The sequence below is a fragment of the Fodinicurvata fenggangensis DSM 21160 genome (assembly GCF_000686045.1).
Classification (GTDB): Bacteria; Pseudomonadota; Alphaproteobacteria; order Kiloniellales; family DSM-21159; genus Fodinicurvata; species Fodinicurvata fenggangensis.
Map to the genome: position 1 here is coordinate 1 of NZ_JMLV01000019.1, position 18,594 is coordinate 18,594.

At 61.3% G+C, this 18,594-nt stretch carries 19 protein-coding genes and 1 tRNA gene; 13 read left to right on the forward strand and 7 right to left on the reverse strand.

The genetic code is table 11. The features are described 5' to 3' along the window. Window positions 1–238 (reverse strand): COG3415 family protein (locus BP38_RS22770; protein WP_211250390.1); only part of this gene is annotated, 238 nt, incomplete at its 3' end. Between the two features lie 166 nt (window positions 239–404). On the opposite strand from BP38_RS22770, the gene BP38_RS0117415 reads away from it, so the two are divergent. Together BP38_RS0117415 and rnk are read left to right on the forward strand one after the other, a co-directional pair. Next, window positions 405–677 carry a hypothetical protein gene (locus BP38_RS0117415; protein WP_155992496.1) on the forward strand — a complete coding sequence of 91 codons (273 nt, stop codon included), beginning with the start codon at window positions 405–407 and terminating at the stop codon, window positions 675–677. A 57-nt stretch (window positions 678–734) separates the two neighbouring features. Further along, entirely contained in the window at window positions 735–1,166 is a 432-nt protein-coding gene (gene rnk, locus BP38_RS0117420; RefSeq protein ID WP_155992497.1) for a nucleoside diphosphate kinase regulator, read from the forward strand. A 380-nt stretch (window positions 1,167–1,546) separates the two neighbouring features. Here rnk and BP38_RS0117425 read toward each other — a convergent pair whose 3' ends face one another. Continuing rightward, window positions 1,547–2,920, reverse strand: a complete 1,374-nt coding sequence (locus BP38_RS0117425) for an NAD(P)H-dependent oxidoreductase (protein ID WP_026988776.1) — start codon at window positions 2,918–2,920, stop codon at window positions 1,547–1,549. Window positions 2,921–3,184: 264 nt separating this feature from the next. Between BP38_RS0117425 and BP38_RS0117430 the strand changes: the two genes are divergently transcribed. The 4 genes from BP38_RS0117430 (at window position 3,185) to BP38_RS21380 (ending at window position 7,885) form a co-directional block, all read left to right on the forward strand. Next, window positions 3,185–4,840, forward strand: a complete 1,656-nt coding sequence (locus BP38_RS0117430; protein WP_155992498.1) for a peptide ABC transporter substrate-binding protein — start codon at window positions 3,185–3,187, stop codon at window positions 4,838–4,840. 42 nt (window positions 4,841–4,882) lie between these two features. Further along, window positions 4,883–5,827, forward strand: coding sequence for an ABC transporter permease (locus tag BP38_RS0117435; RefSeq protein ID WP_026988778.1), 945 nt, complete (start codon window positions 4,883–4,885; stop codon window positions 5,825–5,827). Continuing rightward, window positions 5,824–6,768: an ABC transporter permease gene (locus tag BP38_RS0117440; protein ID WP_026988779.1), complete on the forward strand. Its 945-nt coding sequence runs from the start codon at window positions 5,824–5,826 to the stop codon at window positions 6,766–6,768. Before BP38_RS0117435 ends, BP38_RS0117440 begins: the two co-directional genes overlap by 4 nt. Before the next feature lie 418 nt (window positions 6,769–7,186). Then, window positions 7,187–7,885, forward strand: a complete 699-nt coding sequence (locus tag BP38_RS21380) for a DUF429 domain-containing protein (RefSeq protein ID WP_051609519.1) — start codon at window positions 7,187–7,189, stop codon at window positions 7,883–7,885. 39 nt (window positions 7,886–7,924) lie between these two features. Here BP38_RS21380 and BP38_RS0117455 read toward each other — a convergent pair whose 3' ends face one another. Next, window positions 7,925–8,707: a 3-hydroxybutyrate dehydrogenase gene (locus tag BP38_RS0117455; RefSeq protein ID WP_026988781.1), complete on the reverse strand. Its 783-nt coding sequence runs from the start codon at window positions 8,705–8,707 to the stop codon at window positions 7,925–7,927. 105 nt (window positions 8,708–8,812) lie between these two features. On the opposite strand from BP38_RS0117455, the gene BP38_RS0117460 reads away from it, so the two are divergent. Next, window positions 8,813–9,037 (forward strand): hypothetical protein, encoded by a 225-nt coding sequence (locus tag BP38_RS0117460; RefSeq protein ID WP_026988782.1) that lies wholly within the window; start codon window positions 8,813–8,815, stop codon window positions 9,035–9,037. On the opposite strand, the gene BP38_RS0117465 is transcribed toward BP38_RS0117460, so the two are convergent. Continuing rightward, window positions 9,027–9,215, reverse strand: a complete 189-nt coding sequence (locus BP38_RS0117465; protein WP_026988783.1) for a DUF1192 domain-containing protein — start codon at window positions 9,213–9,215, stop codon at window positions 9,027–9,029. The two genes, BP38_RS0117460 and BP38_RS0117465, sit on opposite strands and share 11 nt — an antisense overlap. A gap of 106 nt (window positions 9,216–9,321) precedes the next feature. Here BP38_RS0117465 and BP38_RS0117470 point away from each other — a divergent pair, with 106 nt between their 5' ends. Next, a complete protein-coding gene (locus BP38_RS0117470; RefSeq protein WP_211250391.1) occupies window positions 9,322–10,347 on the forward strand; it encodes an NAD(P)H-quinone oxidoreductase in 1,026 nt (341 codons plus the stop codon). A 154-nt stretch (window positions 10,348–10,501) separates the two neighbouring features. Beyond that, window positions 10,502–11,149, forward strand: a complete 648-nt coding sequence (locus tag BP38_RS21385) for a DUF1013 domain-containing protein (protein WP_035725838.1) — start codon at window positions 10,502–10,504, stop codon at window positions 11,147–11,149. Window positions 11,150–11,232: 83 nt separating this feature from the next. On the opposite strand, the gene BP38_RS0117480 is transcribed toward BP38_RS21385, so the two are convergent. Beyond that, window positions 11,233–12,009, reverse strand: coding sequence for an SDR family NAD(P)-dependent oxidoreductase (locus BP38_RS0117480; RefSeq protein WP_026988785.1), 777 nt, complete (start codon window positions 12,007–12,009; stop codon window positions 11,233–11,235). Between the two features lie 159 nt (window positions 12,010–12,168). Here BP38_RS0117480 and BP38_RS0117485 point away from each other — a divergent pair, with 159 nt between their 5' ends. Both BP38_RS0117485 and BP38_RS0117490 read left to right on the forward strand, forming a co-directional pair. Then, window positions 12,169–12,729: a hypothetical protein gene (locus tag BP38_RS0117485; RefSeq protein ID WP_026988786.1), complete on the forward strand. Its 561-nt coding sequence runs from the start codon at window positions 12,169–12,171 to the stop codon at window positions 12,727–12,729. Window positions 12,730–13,150: 421 nt separating this feature from the next. Next, entirely contained in the window at window positions 13,151–14,296 is a 1,146-nt protein-coding gene (locus BP38_RS0117490) for an SMP-30/gluconolactonase/LRE family protein (protein ID WP_051609520.1), read from the forward strand. Between the two features lie 61 nt (window positions 14,297–14,357). On the opposite strand, the gene betA is transcribed toward BP38_RS0117490, so the two are convergent. Continuing rightward, complete coding sequence (betA, locus tag BP38_RS0117495; RefSeq protein ID WP_026988788.1) at window positions 14,358–16,073, reverse strand: choline dehydrogenase; 1,716 nt, start codon at window positions 16,071–16,073, stop codon at window positions 14,358–14,360. Window positions 16,074–16,487: 414 nt separating this feature from the next. Between betA and BP38_RS0117505 the strand changes: the two genes are divergently transcribed. Then, a tRNA-Val gene (locus BP38_RS0117505) sits at window positions 16,488–16,562 on the forward strand. Between the two features lie 176 nt (window positions 16,563–16,738). Further along, window positions 16,739–17,209, forward strand: coding sequence for a GFA family protein (locus BP38_RS0117510; protein WP_026988789.1), 471 nt, complete (start codon window positions 16,739–16,741; stop codon window positions 17,207–17,209). A gap of 99 nt (window positions 17,210–17,308) precedes the next feature. Here BP38_RS0117510 and BP38_RS0117515 read toward each other — a convergent pair whose 3' ends face one another. Further along, window positions 17,309–18,592 carry a M24 family metallopeptidase gene (locus BP38_RS0117515; protein ID WP_026988790.1) on the reverse strand — a complete coding sequence of 428 codons (1,284 nt, stop codon included), beginning with the start codon at window positions 18,590–18,592 and terminating at the stop codon, window positions 17,309–17,311. Between the last annotated feature and the right edge of the window lie 2 nt (window positions 18,593–18,594).

An 18,594-nucleotide genomic window follows, 5' to 3' on the forward strand; every position in this document is an offset into this window, starting at 1 on the left:
TGTCTGTTTTCTCGCACATTCTGGCACGCAACCAGTCAGATACCTCGCTGAGTTTACCCCGCCCGGGATTGCCCTGGCGCTTTGGCGCCAGCCCGCCCGTCTCGCGCTTGAGCTTGACCATGTCGTTGACGAACTTGATCGAAACCCGGAAATGCGCCGCCGCCCCACGGTGGGTATGACCCTCCTCGACAAACTCGACAACACGGCGGCGAAGCTCAAAGGGATGTGGCTTACCCATCTGTAACCCCCTATATCTGCCATACGCAGAGGGAATCACAGATCAATTCTCAGGGGAATCCCGAATCTGATCTACGCCGACACGCTCTAGGCCTTCCCCGGCAAGGACGATCTCACCCCTGGCCTTGGCGCTGATACGGACCAAGCTGGCAGAGTCTCAGCTTGTCATGCCCGACGATGTGGCCCCCGAGGTCGCGACGGGCAACAGTCGCATCGTCTTCTCGCTGGATGGACGCCCCGATGAGACCCGTGTCCTGATTCATTCCGAAGGCCACGCCACGACTGGCTTGAGCTTGTCCGTAACCACCTTGCTCGGTGCGACACTGCTCGGTCTCCACAGCGGGCAAGAGGTGCCCCTGCTTCGCGCAGACGGAAGTCTGGGACAGGTTCTCCTGAGAGAGGTCGCCTATCAACCCGAAGCCCAGCGCGATAACGCATAGGGCAGAAGCTCTGGGTGAATGCCTGTGAAACAGGGATGAACTAACCCGAAAGATAGAATGATGAATACGCAAAATCAGAACCCAAAGAATACCGAGGATCCGCCCGTGCTGCTTGATGCAACACAGATGGAAAGGCTGTACGGCATGGCGGAATCTCTGTCCGTGCGGGAACCCGACGTCGCTGAACAACTGCTGAACGAGCTGAATCGAGCGGCAGTCGTAGCGCCAGGCGACCTGCCCCACGGAGTGGTGACCATCGGCTCCAGCGTCACCTATTTCGACGAAACCAGCCAAAGCGAGAAAACCGTCACCGTCGTACTTCCCACCGATGCCAATATCGCATCCCAACGCATCTCGGTGCTCACCCCCATCGGAGCGGCCCTGATTGGCCTGGCCGAAGGGTCCGCGATCAACTGGCAGACACGTAATGGCGAAGTGCGAAAACTGACGATCACCCGTGTCTCACCACCCGGTTCAGATCAGGTGTAAGTCAACATGCACATGAGGAATCCTGATCAGCAAACGCTTGGCTTCTCCCGGGATGGAACGATGATGAACCCTTGAGGTTCACAGGCTTCCTCCCGGGTCATCCTCAGACATGCCTTAACGCTCACCGCTGTGATGCGAATGGGAGAAAGCCATGAACCAGATACAAAACCAGCTGAAGAACTGTGCCCACTGCGAAGCGCGCATACCGCGATCGGCAATGCGGTGTCTGTGGTGCCTGACACCAGTTGCGGCACAACTTTCCGACAGTAAACTGCTCGCCCGCACCCGCCTTGTCAAAAAGCGCGCCTATCCGGACACCTGACCGGCCAGTGCCTGCAGCCAGGGGAGAATCCGCATGGAACACCTCCCCTGACTGGAGATCAGACTGCGGCCGGCTGCTTTCCGCGAAGGCCTTCTTCCATTTCGCGCCTGAAGCGCACGGCATGACTGTCGGGCACCTCCACATCCGCCCAGGCCACGACCTCTCCCTCGGATAGGGCGCGTGTCAGCTTCACACCATGGGCCAGGCCGATGGGCAGTCCGCCCTTGTCCAGGGAATCCCGGGCACGCATCAGGCGGCCCCAGACCGTATAGCCCCCTTCTCCATCCAGGACCTCACCGGCGCCCAGACCGCGCTTGGCAACAGCAACTACATCCGCGTTGAAGGCTTCCGAGGTGCCGGTGGGCTCGCCGCGCAGAGCCGCATTGGCAACGCTGATCGGCAGTTCCAGTCCAATGAGGTGCGTGGGCCTGAACAGCGTGGCATAGCGCCCGGAGGGATCCGTGACCACCTGATACTCCCGAAAACAGCGGCGCACGTAGTCCGCACCGGCAGCGCTTTCATCCATGGCTTCAAAGGTCACATAGACCCCCCAGCGCAGGTCGCCGAAGACATGACGGCCGTCACGTTCCTCGCTGGAAACCACCTCGACCATGCCGGCTTGCTCAAGGACACCCCCCTGGTCGCGCGGCTTGAGCACCTTCGGCAGGTCATGAACGCCCGCCGGCGGGAAAAGCAGGCCATCCCTGGGTGCTATCAGATCGGCAGCGTTGGAAACGGCGGCCATCTCGATTCCGGACTTCGTGCCGTCCAGGAAGGAGTTGAACATCTGCGGATTCATGCCGCCCTTTTCGGCTTCCTCCGGGCTCAGGCCGTAGTGCTGCCAGACCGTATCGGGCGTGGAGGCATGATAGCCGGGCAGGTACTTGGTGCCCTTGCCGGCCGCCACCACGCGGAATCCGCAGGTGCGTGCCCAGTCGATCATCTCGCAGATCAGTGCCGGCTGGTCGCCATAGGCCATGGAATAGACCAGGCCGGCCTTGCGAAAATGCTCGGCCAAAGATGGCCCCGCCAGGACGTCGGCCTCGACGTTCACCATGACCATGTGGCGTCCCTGCTCGGCGGCCAGAAGAGCATGCTCCAGGCCCGCTGTGGGATGCCCTGTGGCGTCGATCACGACATCCAGCCCGTCTGCACGGATCAAGTCTTCCGCATTGTCGGTAATGCAGGTGCGGCCGCTAGACAGGGCATCCTGGAAGGACTCGGTGGCAACCGCATCAGCGTCCCATCCGGTTGTCTTCAGGGCCATTTTGGCACGTTCCGGCGAAAGATCGGCAATCGCCAGGAGATGCATGCCCGGAATGACCCGGACCTGGGCCAGGAACATGGAACCGAACTTGCCGGCGCCGATCAGGCCAACGCGGATCGGGCGCCCTTCCGAATGACGGCGCTGGAGCATCGAATAGAGATTCATGAGATATCCTGTGCAAAACCATACAGTGAGATACGGCCACAAAACACCATCGGAGGACATCTGGACCGCTCGCAAACATGCCGCAAAGGCATCCTCGGCCGCAACCGCCTTCGGCGCCGGCAGTGGGGCAGGCTGACCACCCCGTCTTCCAGGGAAGGAAGCGGCTGGAAAGGGCCCGGAGGACAACGCTTCACATCTCGCACTGTCCGTCATCCTGCGTTAGGCTCCTCTCCGTAATGAGCGGAGGGATATATGCGATTTTCCATGAAGTTGGTCGTTCTACTGCTGACGGCGCTGCTGTCTGTCAGTGGCCGCACGGCCCTGGCCGAAACCCTGACCATCGGCATCACGCAGTACCCCTCGACCCTGAACCCCAACATCGACAGCATGCTGGCCAAGAGCTACGTCAACGGCATGACCACGCGTCCGCTGACGCACTATGACCACGACTGGCAGGTGACCTGCTTCCTCTGCAGGAACCTGCCCACGCTGGAAAACGGTGGGGCCGAACGGGTTTCGCGTGAGGAAGGCCGCGATGGACTGAAGGTTACCTTCCAGTTGAAGGAGGAGCTGGAGTGGGGCGACGGCACGCCGGTCACCAGCGAGGACGTGGTCTTTACCTGGGAGGTTGGCAGCCATCCGGACTCCGGCATCAGCAACGCCGAACTCTACCGCCGCATCGAGGACATCACCGTCCATGACGACAAGACCTTCACCTTTCATCTGGATCGGGTGACCTTCGCCTACAATTCCTTCGCCGACTATCGCCTGTTGCCCGCCCATATCGAGCGCGAAATCTTCGAGGAGAATCCGGCCCAGTATCGCAACCGAACCGCTTACGACAGCGACCCCGCGAACCCCGGCCTCTCTCTTGGACCCTACCGGGTCAGCGACCTGGAGCCCGGCGCCCGCATTACGCTGGACCGGAATGAGCACTGGTCCGGGAAAGAGCCTTATTTCGACCGCATCGTGGTGCGCATCTTCGAGAACACCACGGCGCTGGAAGCCAATCTTCTCTCCGGATCCATCGACATGATTGCCGGCGAGCTTGGATTGAGCATCGACCAGGCCCTGGCCTTCGCGGAGCGTCACGGCGACAGCTATGACGTAAGCTTCAAGCCAGGCCTCATCTACGAGCACATCGACCTGAACCTGGACAATCCCATCCTGGCCGACCGGCGCGTGCGCCAGGCCCTGCTCTATGGCCTGGACCGGCAGGCCATCAATGAACAGCTGTTCCAGGGCGAACAGCCAGTAGCACTGACTTCGGTCAGTCCATTGGACTGGGTGTTCGAGGAGGACGTCCCCGACTACAGCTACGATCCCGAAAAGGCCATCACCCTGCTGGAGGAGGCCGGTTGGAGCGAAGTTCGCGACGGGGTGCGCCATACTGCGGACGGCACACCGCTGCGCTTCGAGATCATGACCACGGCCGGGAACCGGACACGTGAGTTGATACAACAGGTCCTGCAGAGTCAGTGGCAGGCGATTGGCGTCGAACTGGTCATTCGCAACCAGCCCCCGCGTGTCCTCTTTGCCGAAACGCTGAACCAGCGCGAATTCAACGCCATGGCGCTTTTTGCCTGGATATCCAGTCCCGAAAGCGTGCCGCGCACCACTCTGCACTCCGAGGAGATCCCCACCGAAGCCAACGGTTGGGTGGGTCAGAACTTCACCGGATTTGCCAACGAGCGCATGGACGATCTGATCGACCGGATCGAGGTGAAACTGGACCGCGACAAGCGGCGTCAGCTCTGGAGCGAGTTGCAGACGCTCTACGCCGAGGAGCTGCCAGCCCTGCCCCTGTTCTGGCGCGCCAACAGTTTTATCCTGCCGAACTGGCTTGAGGGCCTGCAGGCCACCGGCCACATGGGCACCTCGACCCTCTGGGTCGAGGACTGGCATCGCGCCGCGCCCTGAAGCATGCCTGGTCCGTCAAACAGCATGAGGGACCACGTCTGAATGGGCGCATTTCTCACACGCCGCCTGCTGGAAGCGACCTTCGTCCTGCTGGCCATGTCCTTCCTGATCTATGGGCTGATTGCCTTGATGCCGGGCGACCCCGTTGACCTGATGATCTCGGCCGACCCGAACCTCAGCGCTGCGGACGCTCAGCGCCTGAAGGCCCTCTACGGCCTCGACCGGCCCTTTCACGAACGTTACTGGAACTGGTTGACGGCGGCGCTGTCGGGCGATCTTGGGTATTCCAGACTGTTTGCCGTCCCGGTCACCGATGTGCTGCTGCCGCGCCTGGGCAATACGCTGCTTCTGATGTTCGCGGCCCTGCTGGTGTCTTTTGTCATCGCCCTGCCGGCTGGCCTGCTCGCTGCCCGCAAACCCGGCAGTACGGCGGACATCAGCATCAACCTGCTGGCTTTTGCCGGCCTCTCCCTACCATCCTTCTGGATGGCCATCCTGCTGATCCTGCTGTTCGCGGTCCACCTGGGCTGGTTTCCAGCCGGCGGCACCGGTGACGGCAGCATTGGCAGCACCCTCCAGCACATGGTGCTGCCGGTGATGGCGCTCAGCATCACCAGCATCGGGACGCTGCTACGCCATATCCGTGCTTCCGTACGCGAGGCCCTGCGCCAGGACTATGTGCGCACGGCCCGGGCCAAGGGGCTCAGCGAGAACCGCATCCTCTACGGCCATGTGCTGCGCAACGCCATGATTCCGGTTGTCACGATCCTCGCCCTGGACATGGGCACACTGTTTGGCGGTGCGTTGATCACGGAAACCATCTTCGGCTGGCTGGGCATGGGCAAGACGATCTATGACGCTGTCATGGGCAACGACTACAACCTGGCCCTGGTCGGACTGTTGCTGGCGACGGGCACCGTCCTGGTCGCCAACATCCTGGCCGATCTGGTTTATGGCTGGCTGGACCCGAGGATCCAGTACGAATGAGCCAGACAAGCAACCTCTCAGCCAACCAGAAACAGGCCACTGGCAGTGTCGGCATCTCCTATTGGCGACGATTCCTGGCCCATCGGCCGGCAGTGCTGTCCTTCATCCTGCTGATACTCTTTGCACTGGCTTGCGCCGCCGCTCCCCTGTTCGAGGTCTGGTTGGGCCACGAAATGGAGCAGGTCAACCTGCTTGCCCGCTATGCCGCTCCTTCGCCGGAACATCCGCTTGGCACGGACGAGTTGGGCCGAGACACCCTGATCCGCTTGCTCTATGGCGGGCGCATCTCCCTGGCCGTGGGCCTTATGGCTGCACTCTTTGCCGCTGTCATCGGCACCTGCCTGGGAATCCTGGCAGGCTACCTGGGCGGGCGGCTCGACGCCGTACTGATGCGGCTGACAGACACGGTGATTGCCTTGCCGCTGCTGCCACTGCTGATCATCATGGCTGCCATCGATCCCACAAAGCTGGGCGTGCCGCGCGAAATCGCCGATTCCACCCTGCTGAGTTTCTATCGAATTGTCATCCTGATCGCCCTGTTCGGATGGACCACCGTGGCGCGCCTCGTACGCGGTGCCACACTCAGCCTGAAACGCCGGGAATTCATCATTGCTGCCGAAGCCCTGGGGGCCGGACCGCTGCGTATCATGGTCAGGCACATACTGCCCAACGTCTTCTCGCCCCTCGTTGTGGCGACCACGCTTTCCATCGGGAACATCATCCTGCTGGAATCGGCCTTGTCGTTTCTGGGCCTGGGAATCCAGCCGCCCCTGCCCAGCTGGGGGAACATGCTGACCGGCGCGCAGGAACTCATCTGGCAGGCGCCCTTACTGGCCATCTGGCCCGGCCTGCTGATCTTCCTGACGGTGATTGCCTTCAACTTCCTGGGGGATGGCCTGCAGGACGCACTGGATCCGCGCGCAGGAATATCACGCCGTTGAGTGGGGGCTTCCAGGGGGGATTTTCAGGCAAGGGCAAGGCTTCAAAATTTATGAGGGCCGCAGGTCTCGTATGAGATCTGCGGCCCTCTTCTTTTAAGCCTTGCCCTGTGCAACTTGCCTGGAGACGAAGCCTAAAGACAACCGAGGCAAAGAATCAAGCCTTAAGATTGCATTCGACTCAGTGCAGACAGACACAGACTGCATACGACGATTTCCTGGGGGAACAGTACAGCTGCCAGAAGGCGCAGGATTGGAAGCGAATGGCCGCAACCAAAGAAAATGCCGCCGAAAGGATCGGCGGCAAGTTGCACAGGGAGACTCGCAATCGAAGAATGAAAAGCGGAAATACTATTGGCCGGGTCCCGCTTGCGATATCCATAATGCAACAACAATACTAAGATAAGGTTAACACGACGTCATGATCAAAGACAGCAGATATGCTGGCCTTGATGGCTGTCGTGGCGGATGGATTCTCTGCCATCTCGACAATGAACAGAAAAGCTTGAAGTTTGAACTTCTAACGGACTTGCCGAACGACTTACCGGACCGATTCGCCATGCTCGCCGTCGACATGCCCATCGGACTGCCGGATCACGGCCGACGGCACTGCGACCTGGAGGCCCGCGCATTGCTGCCCGGCCGTGCGCGCAGTCGAATCTTCCTGGACCTTCGACGCCCCCTGCTTGAGTGCGATAACTATTCACAGGCCAATCGGCTGGCCCAGCAGGATGGACACGGCTTGAGCAAGCAGGCCTGGAATCTCCACCCGGCTCTGCGCAATCTGGACGTGCTCATGACGCCCGCGCGTCAGTTCCGAGTTATCGAGGCCCACCCGGAACTGATTTTTCACCGCCTGAACCACTGGCAAGCAGTGGCCGGAAAGAAAACAGCTGAAGGCCAGCGCAAGCGTCTGGACCTGCTGGCACAGGCGGGCCTGACGGATGTCAGGGAAAGTCTGCCCCACCTGCCGCGCAGGCTGGCAGCACTGGATGACTTCCTTGATGCAGCGGCCTGTGCCCAGGCGGCCGCATGGCACGCGGCCGGCCAAGGTCGGCAGGTGCCAACAGGGAACACCGAACATAACCGGCGCGGCCTGCGCATGGAAATTCACTACTGAAGAAAACGTACGCAGCGATGCCCGGAAGCCCGGCCCGGCTCAGCGTGCCGTCCAGCCTCCGTCCAGGGTCACGGGCACGCCCGTCATGGTGTCGGCCGCCGGCGAACAGAGGTACAGGGCCGTCGCCCCAAGCTGCTCGACCGTCACGAACTGATGATGCGGCATCTTTTCGGACAGGAGGATCTTCTTGGCTTCCTCCTGATCGACACCCTGCTTTTCCGCAATGGCATCCACCTGCTTCTGTACCAAGGGGGTCAGGACCCAGCCCGGACAGATGGCATTGCAGGTGATGCCGCTGTTGGCGGTTTCCAGGGCCGTCACCTTGGTCAGCCCCATGACGCCATGCTTCGCCGCCACATAGGCGGATTTCTTCTCGGACGCCACAAGGCCATGAGCCGAGGCAATGTTGATGATACGGCCCCAGCCCTGGCTGCGCATGGAAGGCAGGGCAAGCCGCGTGGTATGGAATACAGACGACAGGTTCAGGGAAATGACCGCATCCCATTTCTCCGGCGGGAAATCCTCCAGGGAATCCACATGCTGGATGCCCGCATTGTTGACCAGGATGTCCACCCCGCCGAAATCGGCTTCGATACGGCGCATCATCTCCTCGATCGCCGTACTGTCCATCAGGTCTGCGTCCTCGTAGCCAACGGACATTCCGTGGCGCGAGCGCAGGTCCTCCTTCAACTGTTCGATTTCCTGCGGATCACCAAAACCGTTCAGGACGATATTGGCTCCTTCCATGGCGAACGCCTCGGCAATTCCCTTGCCGATCCCGCTGGTGGAACCGGTCACCAGCACTGTCTTGCCCTTAACCACGCGTCACTCCTTTCCAAACTGTCCTCGTTCGTTTGACGACCTGCACCAGAACAGCCTTCTCGACGGGCTCTGGTCAAGGACGAAGGAAAGAGTCATCCTGTCATCATGATGGAAAGCTTGGTCGCCTGGACGATACTGACGCTCGGCTGGCTGCTGCCGCTTGTGCATGTAACGCTGTCTTCCAGGGGCGGCCCCTGGCATGCACCGCAAGGAACGGGCTGCCCGCTCAGCCCGCGTCTGGGCTGGCTGGTTCTTGTGCTTCTGGCCGGCCCATTGGGCTGGCTGCTCTTCATGAGGTCCCGGGGAAAGTCGCCGCGTGTCAGGTCTTGAACAGCTCCGACGCCGCACTGAGATGCGTGCTCTTGGCGGAGATCTTCTCCTTGACTCGCTCCATCTCTGCCTCAAGCTCTGACAGGTAATCCTTGAGTTCCGCGATGCCCATCAATTCCAGATCACGCCCGACAGGCAAGCCGCGCCGCGGCAGCTCTTCTTCCGGATCCATCTCCATCCTTCATCTCCAAGCCATTGACCACCACCTCGAAGCCTGATCGATTTCAACACAGAACCGTGTTTCTCTTCAATGGAGGAGACTCCAGCAGGGAGCCAGACCACAGATGACAGACTCCGCTCAGATCCAGATTCCGACCCAGATGAACGCCATCGAGATTGCCGAACCAGGCGGCCCCGAGGCCTTGAAAATGACCCAGCGCCCCGTACCGCAGCCCGGCCCCGGCGAAGTCCTGGTCGAAGTGGCCGCAGCCGGCGTCAACCGTCCGGACGTCATGCAGCGCCAGGGCGCCTATGCCCCCCCTCCAGGCGCATCCGACCTGCCCGGACTGGAAATGGCGGGCCGCATTGTCGCCTGCGGGGACGGTGTGGAGTCCTTCCGGATCGGCGACCAGGTCTGTGCACTGGTGACCGGTGGTGGCTATGCCGAATACTGCGTGGCCCCTGCTGCGCAATGCCTGCCGATTCCGAAGGGCTTCTCCCTTCTCGAGGGGGCAGCCCTGCCAGAAACCTTCTTCACGGTCTGGTCCAATGTCTTCGACCGCGGCGGCCTGGAACCCGGACAGAAACTTCTGGTGCATGGCGGCTCTTCGGGCATCGGCACCACCGCCATCCAGATGGTCTCGGCCCTTGGCGGTGAAGTTTACGTGACCGCCGGCAGCGAGGAGAAATGCCGCTTCTGCGAGGAGCTGGGCGCAAAACGGGCGATCAACTATAAAAGCCAGGACTTCGTCGAGGCCATCAAGGAAGAAACCGGCAAGGAAGGCGTCGATGTCGTGCTCGACATGGTTGGCGGCAGCTATATCCCGCGCAACATCGACTGCCTGAAACCCGAAGGCAGACTGGTCTTCATTGCCTTCCTTGGCGGACCGAAGGCCGAGGTGAACTTCGGCAAGGTGATGATGAAGCGCCTGACGATCACCGGCTCAACCCTGCGCGCGCGCGACGTGACCTTCAAGGCGGCCATTGCCGCCGCGCTGCAAAGCCGTGTCTGGCCCCTGCTGGACCAGGGGCGGGTGAAACCTGTCATACATAGCCGCTTCCCCCTGGCCCAGGCCAGCGAGGCCCATGCCCTGATGGAATCCAGCACGCATATCGGCAAGATCATGCTCGACGTAAGGAGCGAAAGCTGAGATTCTGCGTTGCTTAGTGTGTTTTAGGGCTTTTACCATCGGATAGGGCGTTCTATATAGCGCAGTGTAGAAGTTTCCTGACACCTTGAAAACGTCGCCTTCGGGGCGATGCGGCGACGGAGGGCACCAGCTTCGTTGTCGAAGGAGAGTTTTTATGCAGCAACAGCCCCTTATGCCAAAAGCCACGGCGGTCTGGTTGATCGAGAACACCAGCCTGACCTTCGAGCAGATTGCCAACTTCTGTGGCCTTCACAAGCTGGAGATCCAGGGAATTGCCGATGGCGAGGTTGCAGCCGGTATCCAGGGCCTGGACCCCATTGCCAACAGCCAGTTGACCAAGGAAGAAATCGAACTGGCCCAGCAGGACCCCAAGCGGCGCCTGCGCATGCTGGTTCAGGATCTGCCCAAGCCGGCCAAGCGTTCCAAGGGCCCGCGCTACACCCCGGTGGCCAAGCGCCAGGACAAGCCCGACGCCATCGCCTGGCTTCTGCGCAACCATCCGGAACTGAAGGACAGCCAGATCGTCAAGCTGATCGGCACGACCAAGGCCACGATCCAGTCCATTCGGGACCGCAGCCACTGGAATGCGTCGAACATCCGCCCAAAGGATCCGGTTCTTCTTGGCCTCTGCACACAGTCAGAGCTGAACGCCATGATCGAGAAGGCCCAGAAGGACGCCGAGCGTAGTGGAAAGAGCGTGCCCAAGGCCGTGGAACCCTTCGAAGCCGAAGGCCAGGAGGAACCCACGGAAAGCGACGAGGCCAGCCGTCACGACTACAGCATCTTCAAGTTGCCTGATTAAGAGGCAAGGCCTGCTATACGAAGGAAGGAAGGGCGGCCCCCTTGGAGGCCGCCCTTCCTGTTTTTCCGCTGGCCGTTTCCGCTCTACTTCTTGACCGGAACCGTGTAGTTCAGGGCCAGGCGGCCACCATCGGGATAGATGGTCTGCCCGGTGATGTAGCTGGATTCCTCGCTGGCCAGGAAGACGGCAACAGAGCCGATTTCCGAGGGGTCACCGACACGCCCCATCGGTGTGCGCGACAGGATGCCCTCCATCTTGGCCGGATCGTTGGCGACTTTCTCGAAGACTTCGGTATGGATCGAGCCCGGACCGATGGCATTCACGCGAATGTTCTTGTCGGCCAGGGACAAGGCCATCGACTTGGTCAGCTGGTTCACGCCACCCTTGGACACCACATAGGGTGTGATGGTTGGGATCGCCATGACACCATTGACCGAGGACATGTTGATGATCGTACCTCCCGTGCCCTGCTCCACCATCTGGCGGGCTGCCGCCTGGCCGGTCAGGAACACGCCTTTCAGGTTCACGCGCAGGACTCGATCCCAGTCCTCTTCCTCCAACTCAAGGAAATCGCAGGCATGAACGATTCCGGCATTGGCAATGGCGATATCGAGCTTTCCGAAAGCCTCGACAGAGCGTGCCACCAGCGCCTCGACTTCTTTCTTGTCACCAACGTCACAGGTGACGAAAATGGCTTCTCCACCATCACCGCGGATCGACTCGGCCGCGGCCTCGCCGCGCTCAGCCGCCACGTCGGCCATGACAACCTTGGCTCCTTCCTTTGCCAGGCTCTTTGCGCAAGCCAGGCCGATACCGGCAGCGGCGCCGGTGACAAGAGCGACTTTGTTCTCAAGACGCATGGGTGTTTATCCTTCAGTTGTTCTGTTGTACGGGAAGGCACGCTGCCACGCTCGGGCCGCAGTCTCAACACTTCTGCCTCAACACCTCTGCCGGTCCGTCACGAACGCCTGCATACCTGTTGCAGCCCACCGGCCTATTCGGGTTAAACTGAACATACAATGAGCGATAGCTTCACCCCCGACAAACGCGAAAGATTTCGCAAGCTGCTGACCCTTGCGTCCGAAAGTCCCTATGATGGCGAACGGACGGCCGCATTGGAAGCCGCCAAGCGCCTGGCATCTTCACTCGGCATGGACCTGGAGGAGGCCGCCCGGGCTTGCCGCCAGGACAGCTTCGAGGACGATCCCGTGGAACAGCGTGCGCGGGAGGATCGTGAGGCCGATGCAAGGACTCGCCGTGCAAACCAGGCGTGGATGTGGCGCACATACGCCGCCTATGCCTATGACGCGGCGGCCAGCCGCATGCGCCAGCAGCGGCGCGAGGAAATCCAGAAGCAGCAGGAGGCCGAGGAACAGCAACGCCGGACCGAACGGCTGTGGCGCGCCGGTAACCATCGCAGCAGCACACGCCAGCGTCCGCGCAAGGACTTCGCCCGCGCCCTGATCCGGGAAACCGCGCTGCCCCTATCCGAGATTGCGGAGATCACGGGGCTCAGCATGCGCAACATCGTTGAGCTGAAACTGAAGATGCGTCCCCACGCGACGGCTGCCGGCGAGTAAGGCCATACCCCCTGACAGGTTTCACCTGCTTCCGGCACAGCCTTTCCGTGTCGTTCTTGCAGAAACGAGGTAGGCGGCCCTGCACGGCACGGTCAGAGCTTCCACGCCGCCCGCTCCACAAATAACACATCAAACGCAAGTCCCTGTGGCGTCCAGGCTGATTCCCCTCCTCGTCGACTGAACTTCCTGGAAACAACTTATAGCAGCATTCCTGCTTGACGATATTGTCCGTCATGGGAAAACATGGGGTCTTTATGAATGGAGCGCTCGTCATCCCCGACGAGCCAGACGGCATACGCACCCCGACTTGCCTGGGCCTGCCGAGGCCTGATGGGGTGCATCACACAAGTCCAGGAAAACTGGACCAGATGGGAGACTCGCGGATTCTTATCCAGCCGATACCCATAGGGGAGGAAACACAATGCACAGAGTTCAAGCACACAAATTCCTGGACCTGGCGTCTTCGACGCACAGCAATGGCAGTTCCGGGTCTGGCATATCTCGCCGCAATCTGCTGAAGACAGCAGGCGCCGTTGCCGCCACGACGGCGATGGCACCACATGCTCTGGCACGGAATTTTGGCGATGATGCCGAACCGATACGCTATCCAGAACCCGACGTCGTGCAGCTGGACCCAAGGTTCACCGCCAAGATCGGCAACACGCCGATTGTCAGGCTGCACACGGGAACTCTCTGGGCCGAGGGACCGGCCTGGAACGGCGTTGGCCGCTACCTCGTCTGGAGCGACATTCCAGGCAACGAACAACTGCGTTGGCTCGAAGAGGATGAACATGTCTCCCGACAGTTCCGCTATCCCTCGCGCAACAGCAACGGCAACACCTTCGATTGGGAAGGCCGTCAGATTACCTGCGAGCACGAAACGCGGCGCGTCGTGCGCTACGAACACGATGGCAGCGTTACGCAACTTGCCGGTCCGGAGAACGGGCAGGAATTCAACGCCCCGAACGATGTGGTGGTACACCGCGAGGACGGCTCCATCTGGTTCACCGATCCCGGCTACGGCAGCCTGCTCGACTACGAGGGCACCGAGGCCGATACGGGCTCGCCACAGCCTTACCGGAAGGAAGCGGTCTATCGGATCGACCCGCAAACCGGAAATGTCGCGAAGGTCGCCGATGAGCCCTTCAAGCCGAACGGACTGTGCTTCTCGCCGGATTTCAGCATCCTCTACGTTGCCGACACCGGTGCGACCCACTATTCCGAAGCCGAAAAGATCATCTGGGCCTATGACGTCGACGGCGATACCCTGAAAAACCCGAGAACGTTCGCCGACATGACACTCGACGATCAGGCCGGGCTTGCCGACGGCATCGATTGCGACGAGGACGGCAATGTCTGGTCCAGTGCCGGATGGGTCGGCGACGGGTACGACGGTGTCCACATCTTCGCGCCGAACGGCGATCGAATCGGCCAGATCCGCCTGCCGGAGATTTGCTCGAACCTCTGCTTCGGTGGCTCGAAGCGCAACCGCCTGTTCATGACGGGAAGTCAGTCACTCTACGCAGTCTATGTGCTGACTCACGGCGCACACGCCATGGGGGCCTGACAAACAGAGGGGCGCCCTGCCGGCACAGACCGGTGGGGCGCCTCTCGACACCCGCGAAGGCTCAGGACGCGCCGGCTTGCTCCGTGGCCGGACGTTCCGGTGCAGCCTCGCGCTGCTGCTCCTGCCAATCGGAAGGGGCGAATACGGGCGCTTCCGAAGGGGTCAGGGGGTCTCGACCAAGGATGTAATCCGCAGCTTTCTCGGCAAGCATGATCGTCGGTGCGTTGATATTGCCGTTGGTGACGGTGGGCATGATCGAGGAATCGACCACGCGCAGGCTGTCGATGCCATAGACGCGGCACTGCGGGTCAACCACCGCCATCGACCCAGAGCCCATGCGGCAGGTGCCGCAGGGGTGATAGGCGGTTTCCGCCGTCCGTGCGATCCATTCGTCGATCTCGTCGTCGCTCTGGACATCCTTTCCGGGAGAAAGTTCCTCGCCGCGATAGGGATCGAAGGCCGGCTGGGCGAAGATCTCCCGGGTCAGGCGCAGGCCGTTGCGATAGGCCTGCTTGTCCTCTTCTTCCTGCAGGTAGTTGAAAACCAGTTCCGGCGCCGCCGCAGGATCCGGGGATTTCAGCCGTACCCTGCCGCGGCTCTTGGGCTTGTTGGCCCCCAGATGGACCTGGAAACCATGCCCCTTGGCGGCACTGGAGCCGTCGTAGGCGATGGCGCCGGCCAGGAAATGATATTGCAGGTCGGGGTACTTCAGTCCCGCGCGGCTGCGAATATAGCCGTTGGATTCGAAGTGATTGCTTGCCCCCAGGCCGCTCTTGAACAGCAGCCAGCGGGCACCGATCCATGCCTGTCCCAGAGGATTCAGCCAGCCGTTCAGGGTGATCTTCTGGGTGCACATCTGCTGGACCCACACTTCCAGGTGATCCTGCAGGTTCTGGCCGACACCCGGCAGGTCGTGGACGGGCTCGATGCCGTGTTCCTTCAAGTGCTCCGCCGGACCGATCCCGGAGAGCATCAGCAGTTTGGGCGAGTTGAACGCGCTGGCGGACAGGATGACCTCCCGCCGTGCCTGCACCCGCTGCGTTCTGCCATCCTTCTGGTACTCGACACCGACCGCCCGTTTGCCGTCCATCAGGATACGCGTCGTCAGGGCGTGCATCTCGACGCGCAGGTTCTGCCGCTTCATGGCGGGTTTCAGGTAGGCATTGGCGGTCGAGCAACGCACACCGTCGCGCACGGTCATGTCCATGCGGCAGAAGCCTTCCTGGCGATAGCCGTTGTAATCCCGGCTCTCGCCGTATCCCGCCTGGCGGCCAGCCTCTATGAAGGCGCGGTAGAGCGGATTCTTCATGTTATTGCCGTTGCACACGCCCAGCGGACCGCCGGTCGAGCGATATTCGTCTTCCCCGTAAATGCAATCTTCCGCGCGCTTGAAGTAAGGCAGGACATCGGCATAGCTCCAGCCCTCGGCGCCGCGTTCGACCCATTCGTCATAGTCGCCGGCGCAGCCGCGGACATAGGCCATGCCGTTGATCGAGGAGGACCCGCCGATGACCTTGCCCCTAGCCTGGTGGATCCGCCGGCCCTGCAGGCCGGGTTCCGGCTCCGTGTGCAGTCCCCAGTCGAAGCGGGGCTTGTTCAGCGGGATGGAAAAGGCTGTGGGCATCTGAATGTAGATGGAGTTGTCCTTGCCGCCGAATTCCAGAACAAGAACCTGGTTCTTTCCCTCCTCGGTCAAGCGGTCGGCCAGAACGGAGCCAGCCGAACCTGCCCCGACGACAATGTAATCGACAGACTGATCGAATGTCTCATCTTTCATCGTTTGGCTCCTCTTACCACCTCATGGCCCGGCTTTTTCGGGATCATCGGGAATCACGGTGCTCGTTCCGGGAGCCTCCCGTTGCTCGTGAAGGAACAGCATGTGCCGCTCGAACTGGTCGAGGATGTCGGCGATCAACTGGTCCTGGGTGTAACCATAGATATCATACCCAGGCTAGCCTCTAGGATATGCATTTCGAGACGTTAGTAGTGCATGGCCAGATCTGGTCGGTGAAATCCTGATCGCGGAAGTCCTCGTTCGCCCTGGATGTGTCCCTCAAGGGAAAACTGCAGATACGACCGCATGATGACGGTGACAGTGAGATGTGAAAGCTGCAACTGCTCAGTTCCCCGTCACCGCTGGCACCTTGACAGTCGGTACGGGCGTCAGTACACAGCCCCATCCTACCTTACAGGGCGCGTAGCTCAGCGGGAGAGCACTGCCTTCACACGGCAGGGGTCGCTGGTTCAATCCCAGCCGCGCCCACCATTTTTTGGCTCTTCCCCATGAACGGGGGATGGGCATTCATCAGACCCGGTTGATTACACCATTCCACCCGCAGAGGGCGAGCACCCTCATGCGATAATTCATCTCTAATCAAAAGACTGGGCCTAACAACATTGGGCCCATGCTACAGACCTATCGGACAGGAGGATGGAGCTGCCATGGACCATCGCAACTTCAAACAGAACCCACTGACCGGTGGCTGCCAATGCGGGAAGGTGCGCTACCGAATTTCTGCAGGCCTGGAGAGGCCGCACATCTGCCATTGCCGCATGTGCCAGAAAGCCTCCGGCACACCCTTCATGGCATTCGCCGAGGTGGCCTCCAGCGACTTCGCCTGGACACGCGAAGAACCCTCCTGGTTCAGGTCATCCGAGGCCGTTGAGCGTGGTTTCTGCAGCGCCTGTGGGACACCGCTGCACTTTCGCTACGTCGGTTCGGACAAGCTCGACATCACCCTCGCCAGCCTGGATGAACCGAACCTTGTCCAGCCCGAAGAGGAAGTCGGCTGTGAAGGCCGCCTGTCCTGGATCGACTTGATCGGCCAGCTTCCCCGCTCGACGACAGAAGCCACGACGCCACCTGAGGTCCTCAAGACCTATGCCAGCCGACAGCATCCTGATCATGAATGAGAGGAAATAATTTTGATCGATGAACCAGCAACCCCTGCCGTGTGAAGGCAGGGGTCTCTTCAGCAACAGCAGGAAGGCTGGTTCAGACCCAATTAATGATCACACCTGCCGGCCCAGCAGCGCCTCGTCGAAGGGATAGCGGGAGATCAACTGGGCGCCGGTTTCGGTGATGACCACCTCTTCCTCCAGCTTCACGCCTTCGGGGCCGTCCACCTCGCCGATGTAGCTCTCGACAGAGACCACCATGCCGGGCTCCAGGATGCCATCGCCCGAGAAGGCGTCGAAATCCGTGGGGTGAGCGACCAGCGGCGTTTCGCCGTGCAGGCCCACGCCATGGATCACCGAGGGATAGCGGCGGTCGAAGAAGCGCTCGGGAATCGGCCAGGACTTCTCCGAGAGCTCGCGATAACTAAGGCCCGGGCGCAGCAGGTCGATGTTGTGCTGCACCTGCTCCCAGGCCATCTGGTAGAGGCTCTGCTGATAGCCCGTGGGCCGCCCCGGGCCGCAGAAGAAGCTGCGCGAGAAGTCCGAGTAATAGCCGTGGCAACCGATGGTGTCGGTGTCCAGCGCCACCAGTTCCCCGGGCCGCACCAGGCGCCCGCTGGCCTCGTTGAACCAGGGATTGGTGCGCGGGCCCGAGGACAATAGGCGCGTTTCGATGAACTCGCCACCCTGGGCGATGACGTTGCCGTACATCGTGGCGAAGAGGTCCGTCTCACTGACGCCGGGGCGGATCGTTTCCTCTACGGCCGCCACCGAAGCCTCGCTGGCGGCCATGCTCTGAGCCAGGCAGGCGATCTCGTCCCGCGTCTTGATTCGGCGGCAGTGCAGGACATCCTGCTGGCAGTCCTTCACCGGCAGTCCCTCGGCCTCCAGGGCCAGCGCCAGGATATGCGAACAGCGATCCACGCCCACCAGGCCATCGCCGCCGCTGTGCTCACGCACCAGCGCCGCGATTTCCTGGGCGAAGGGCTGGGCCGACTTGCCATCACGCTGGTTCACCGAAGACCAGACCACCTTGGAGGTACGCGAGTCGTCGATGGTCTCCAGCCAGGTGGAGACATGTGCGCTGCCCGGATACTCGAAGAGAATCACCGGGCCCTCCAGCGGCACGTAGATGTAACGCGTGGAGTTGCGCAGGAAATAGCCGAACATGTTGCGCGAGCCGGTGGCATAACGCTGGTTGTTGGGATCGAACAACACCACGGCGGCATAACCCTGCTCGGCCATCATGGCGCGCAGCCGGGCCAATCGCTCCGCGCGCAGGCGCAGGGGATCGAAGGCCGTAGGTATGGAATCGCCCAGTTCGGGCGTGGTGCTGGGCACCACCGGGGGGCGGTCCGGCCGGTCGGTGGAAAAGGTCCTGTGGGAAGACTCGTTCATTG

What these genes read in the sequence shown, in the direction of transcription:
- BP38_RS0117415 (WP_155992496.1), top strand. Translation starts at nt 405, where the DNA reads ATGCCCGACGATGTGGCCCCCGAGGTCGCGACGGGCAACAGTCGCATC.
- rnk (WP_155992497.1), top strand. Translation starts at nt 735, where the DNA reads ATGATGAATACGCAAAATCAGAACCCAAAGAATACCGAGGATCCGCCC.
- BP38_RS0117425 (WP_026988776.1), bottom strand. Translation starts at nt 2,920, where the DNA reads ATGAATCTCTATTCGATGCTCCAGCGCCGTCATTCGGAAGGGCGCCCG.
- BP38_RS0117430 (WP_155992498.1), top strand. Translation starts at nt 3,185, where the DNA reads ATGAAGTTGGTCGTTCTACTGCTGACGGCGCTGCTGTCTGTCAGTGGC.
- BP38_RS0117435 (WP_026988778.1), top strand. Translation starts at nt 4,883, where the DNA reads ATGGGCGCATTTCTCACACGCCGCCTGCTGGAAGCGACCTTCGTCCTG.
- BP38_RS0117440 (WP_026988779.1), top strand. Translation starts at nt 5,824, where the DNA reads ATGAGCCAGACAAGCAACCTCTCAGCCAACCAGAAACAGGCCACTGGC.
- BP38_RS21380 (WP_051609519.1), top strand. Translation starts at nt 7,187, where the DNA reads ATGATCAAAGACAGCAGATATGCTGGCCTTGATGGCTGTCGTGGCGGA.
- BP38_RS0117460 (WP_026988782.1), top strand. Translation starts at nt 8,813, where the DNA reads ATGATGGAAAGCTTGGTCGCCTGGACGATACTGACGCTCGGCTGGCTG.
- BP38_RS0117465 (WP_026988783.1), bottom strand. Translation starts at nt 9,215, where the DNA reads ATGGAGATGGATCCGGAAGAAGAGCTGCCGCGGCGCGGCTTGCCTGTC.
- BP38_RS0117470 (WP_211250391.1), top strand. Translation starts at nt 9,322, where the DNA reads ATGACAGACTCCGCTCAGATCCAGATTCCGACCCAGATGAACGCCATC.
- BP38_RS21385 (WP_035725838.1), top strand. Translation starts at nt 10,502, where the DNA reads ATGCAGCAACAGCCCCTTATGCCAAAAGCCACGGCGGTCTGGTTGATC.
- BP38_RS0117480 (WP_026988785.1), bottom strand. Translation starts at nt 12,009, where the DNA reads ATGCGTCTTGAGAACAAAGTCGCTCTTGTCACCGGCGCCGCTGCCGGT.
- BP38_RS0117485 (WP_026988786.1), top strand. Translation starts at nt 12,169, where the DNA reads ATGAGCGATAGCTTCACCCCCGACAAACGCGAAAGATTTCGCAAGCTG.
- BP38_RS0117490 (WP_051609520.1), top strand. Translation starts at nt 13,151, where the DNA reads ATGCACAGAGTTCAAGCACACAAATTCCTGGACCTGGCGTCTTCGACG.
- betA (WP_026988788.1), bottom strand. Translation starts at nt 16,073, where the DNA reads ATGAAAGATGAGACATTCGATCAGTCTGTCGATTACATTGTCGTCGGG.
- BP38_RS0117510 (WP_026988789.1), top strand. Translation starts at nt 16,739, where the DNA reads ATGGACCATCGCAACTTCAAACAGAACCCACTGACCGGTGGCTGCCAA.
- BP38_RS0117515 (WP_026988790.1), bottom strand. Translation starts at nt 18,592, where the DNA reads ATGAACGAGTCTTCCCACAGGACCTTTTCCACCGACCGGCCGGACCGC.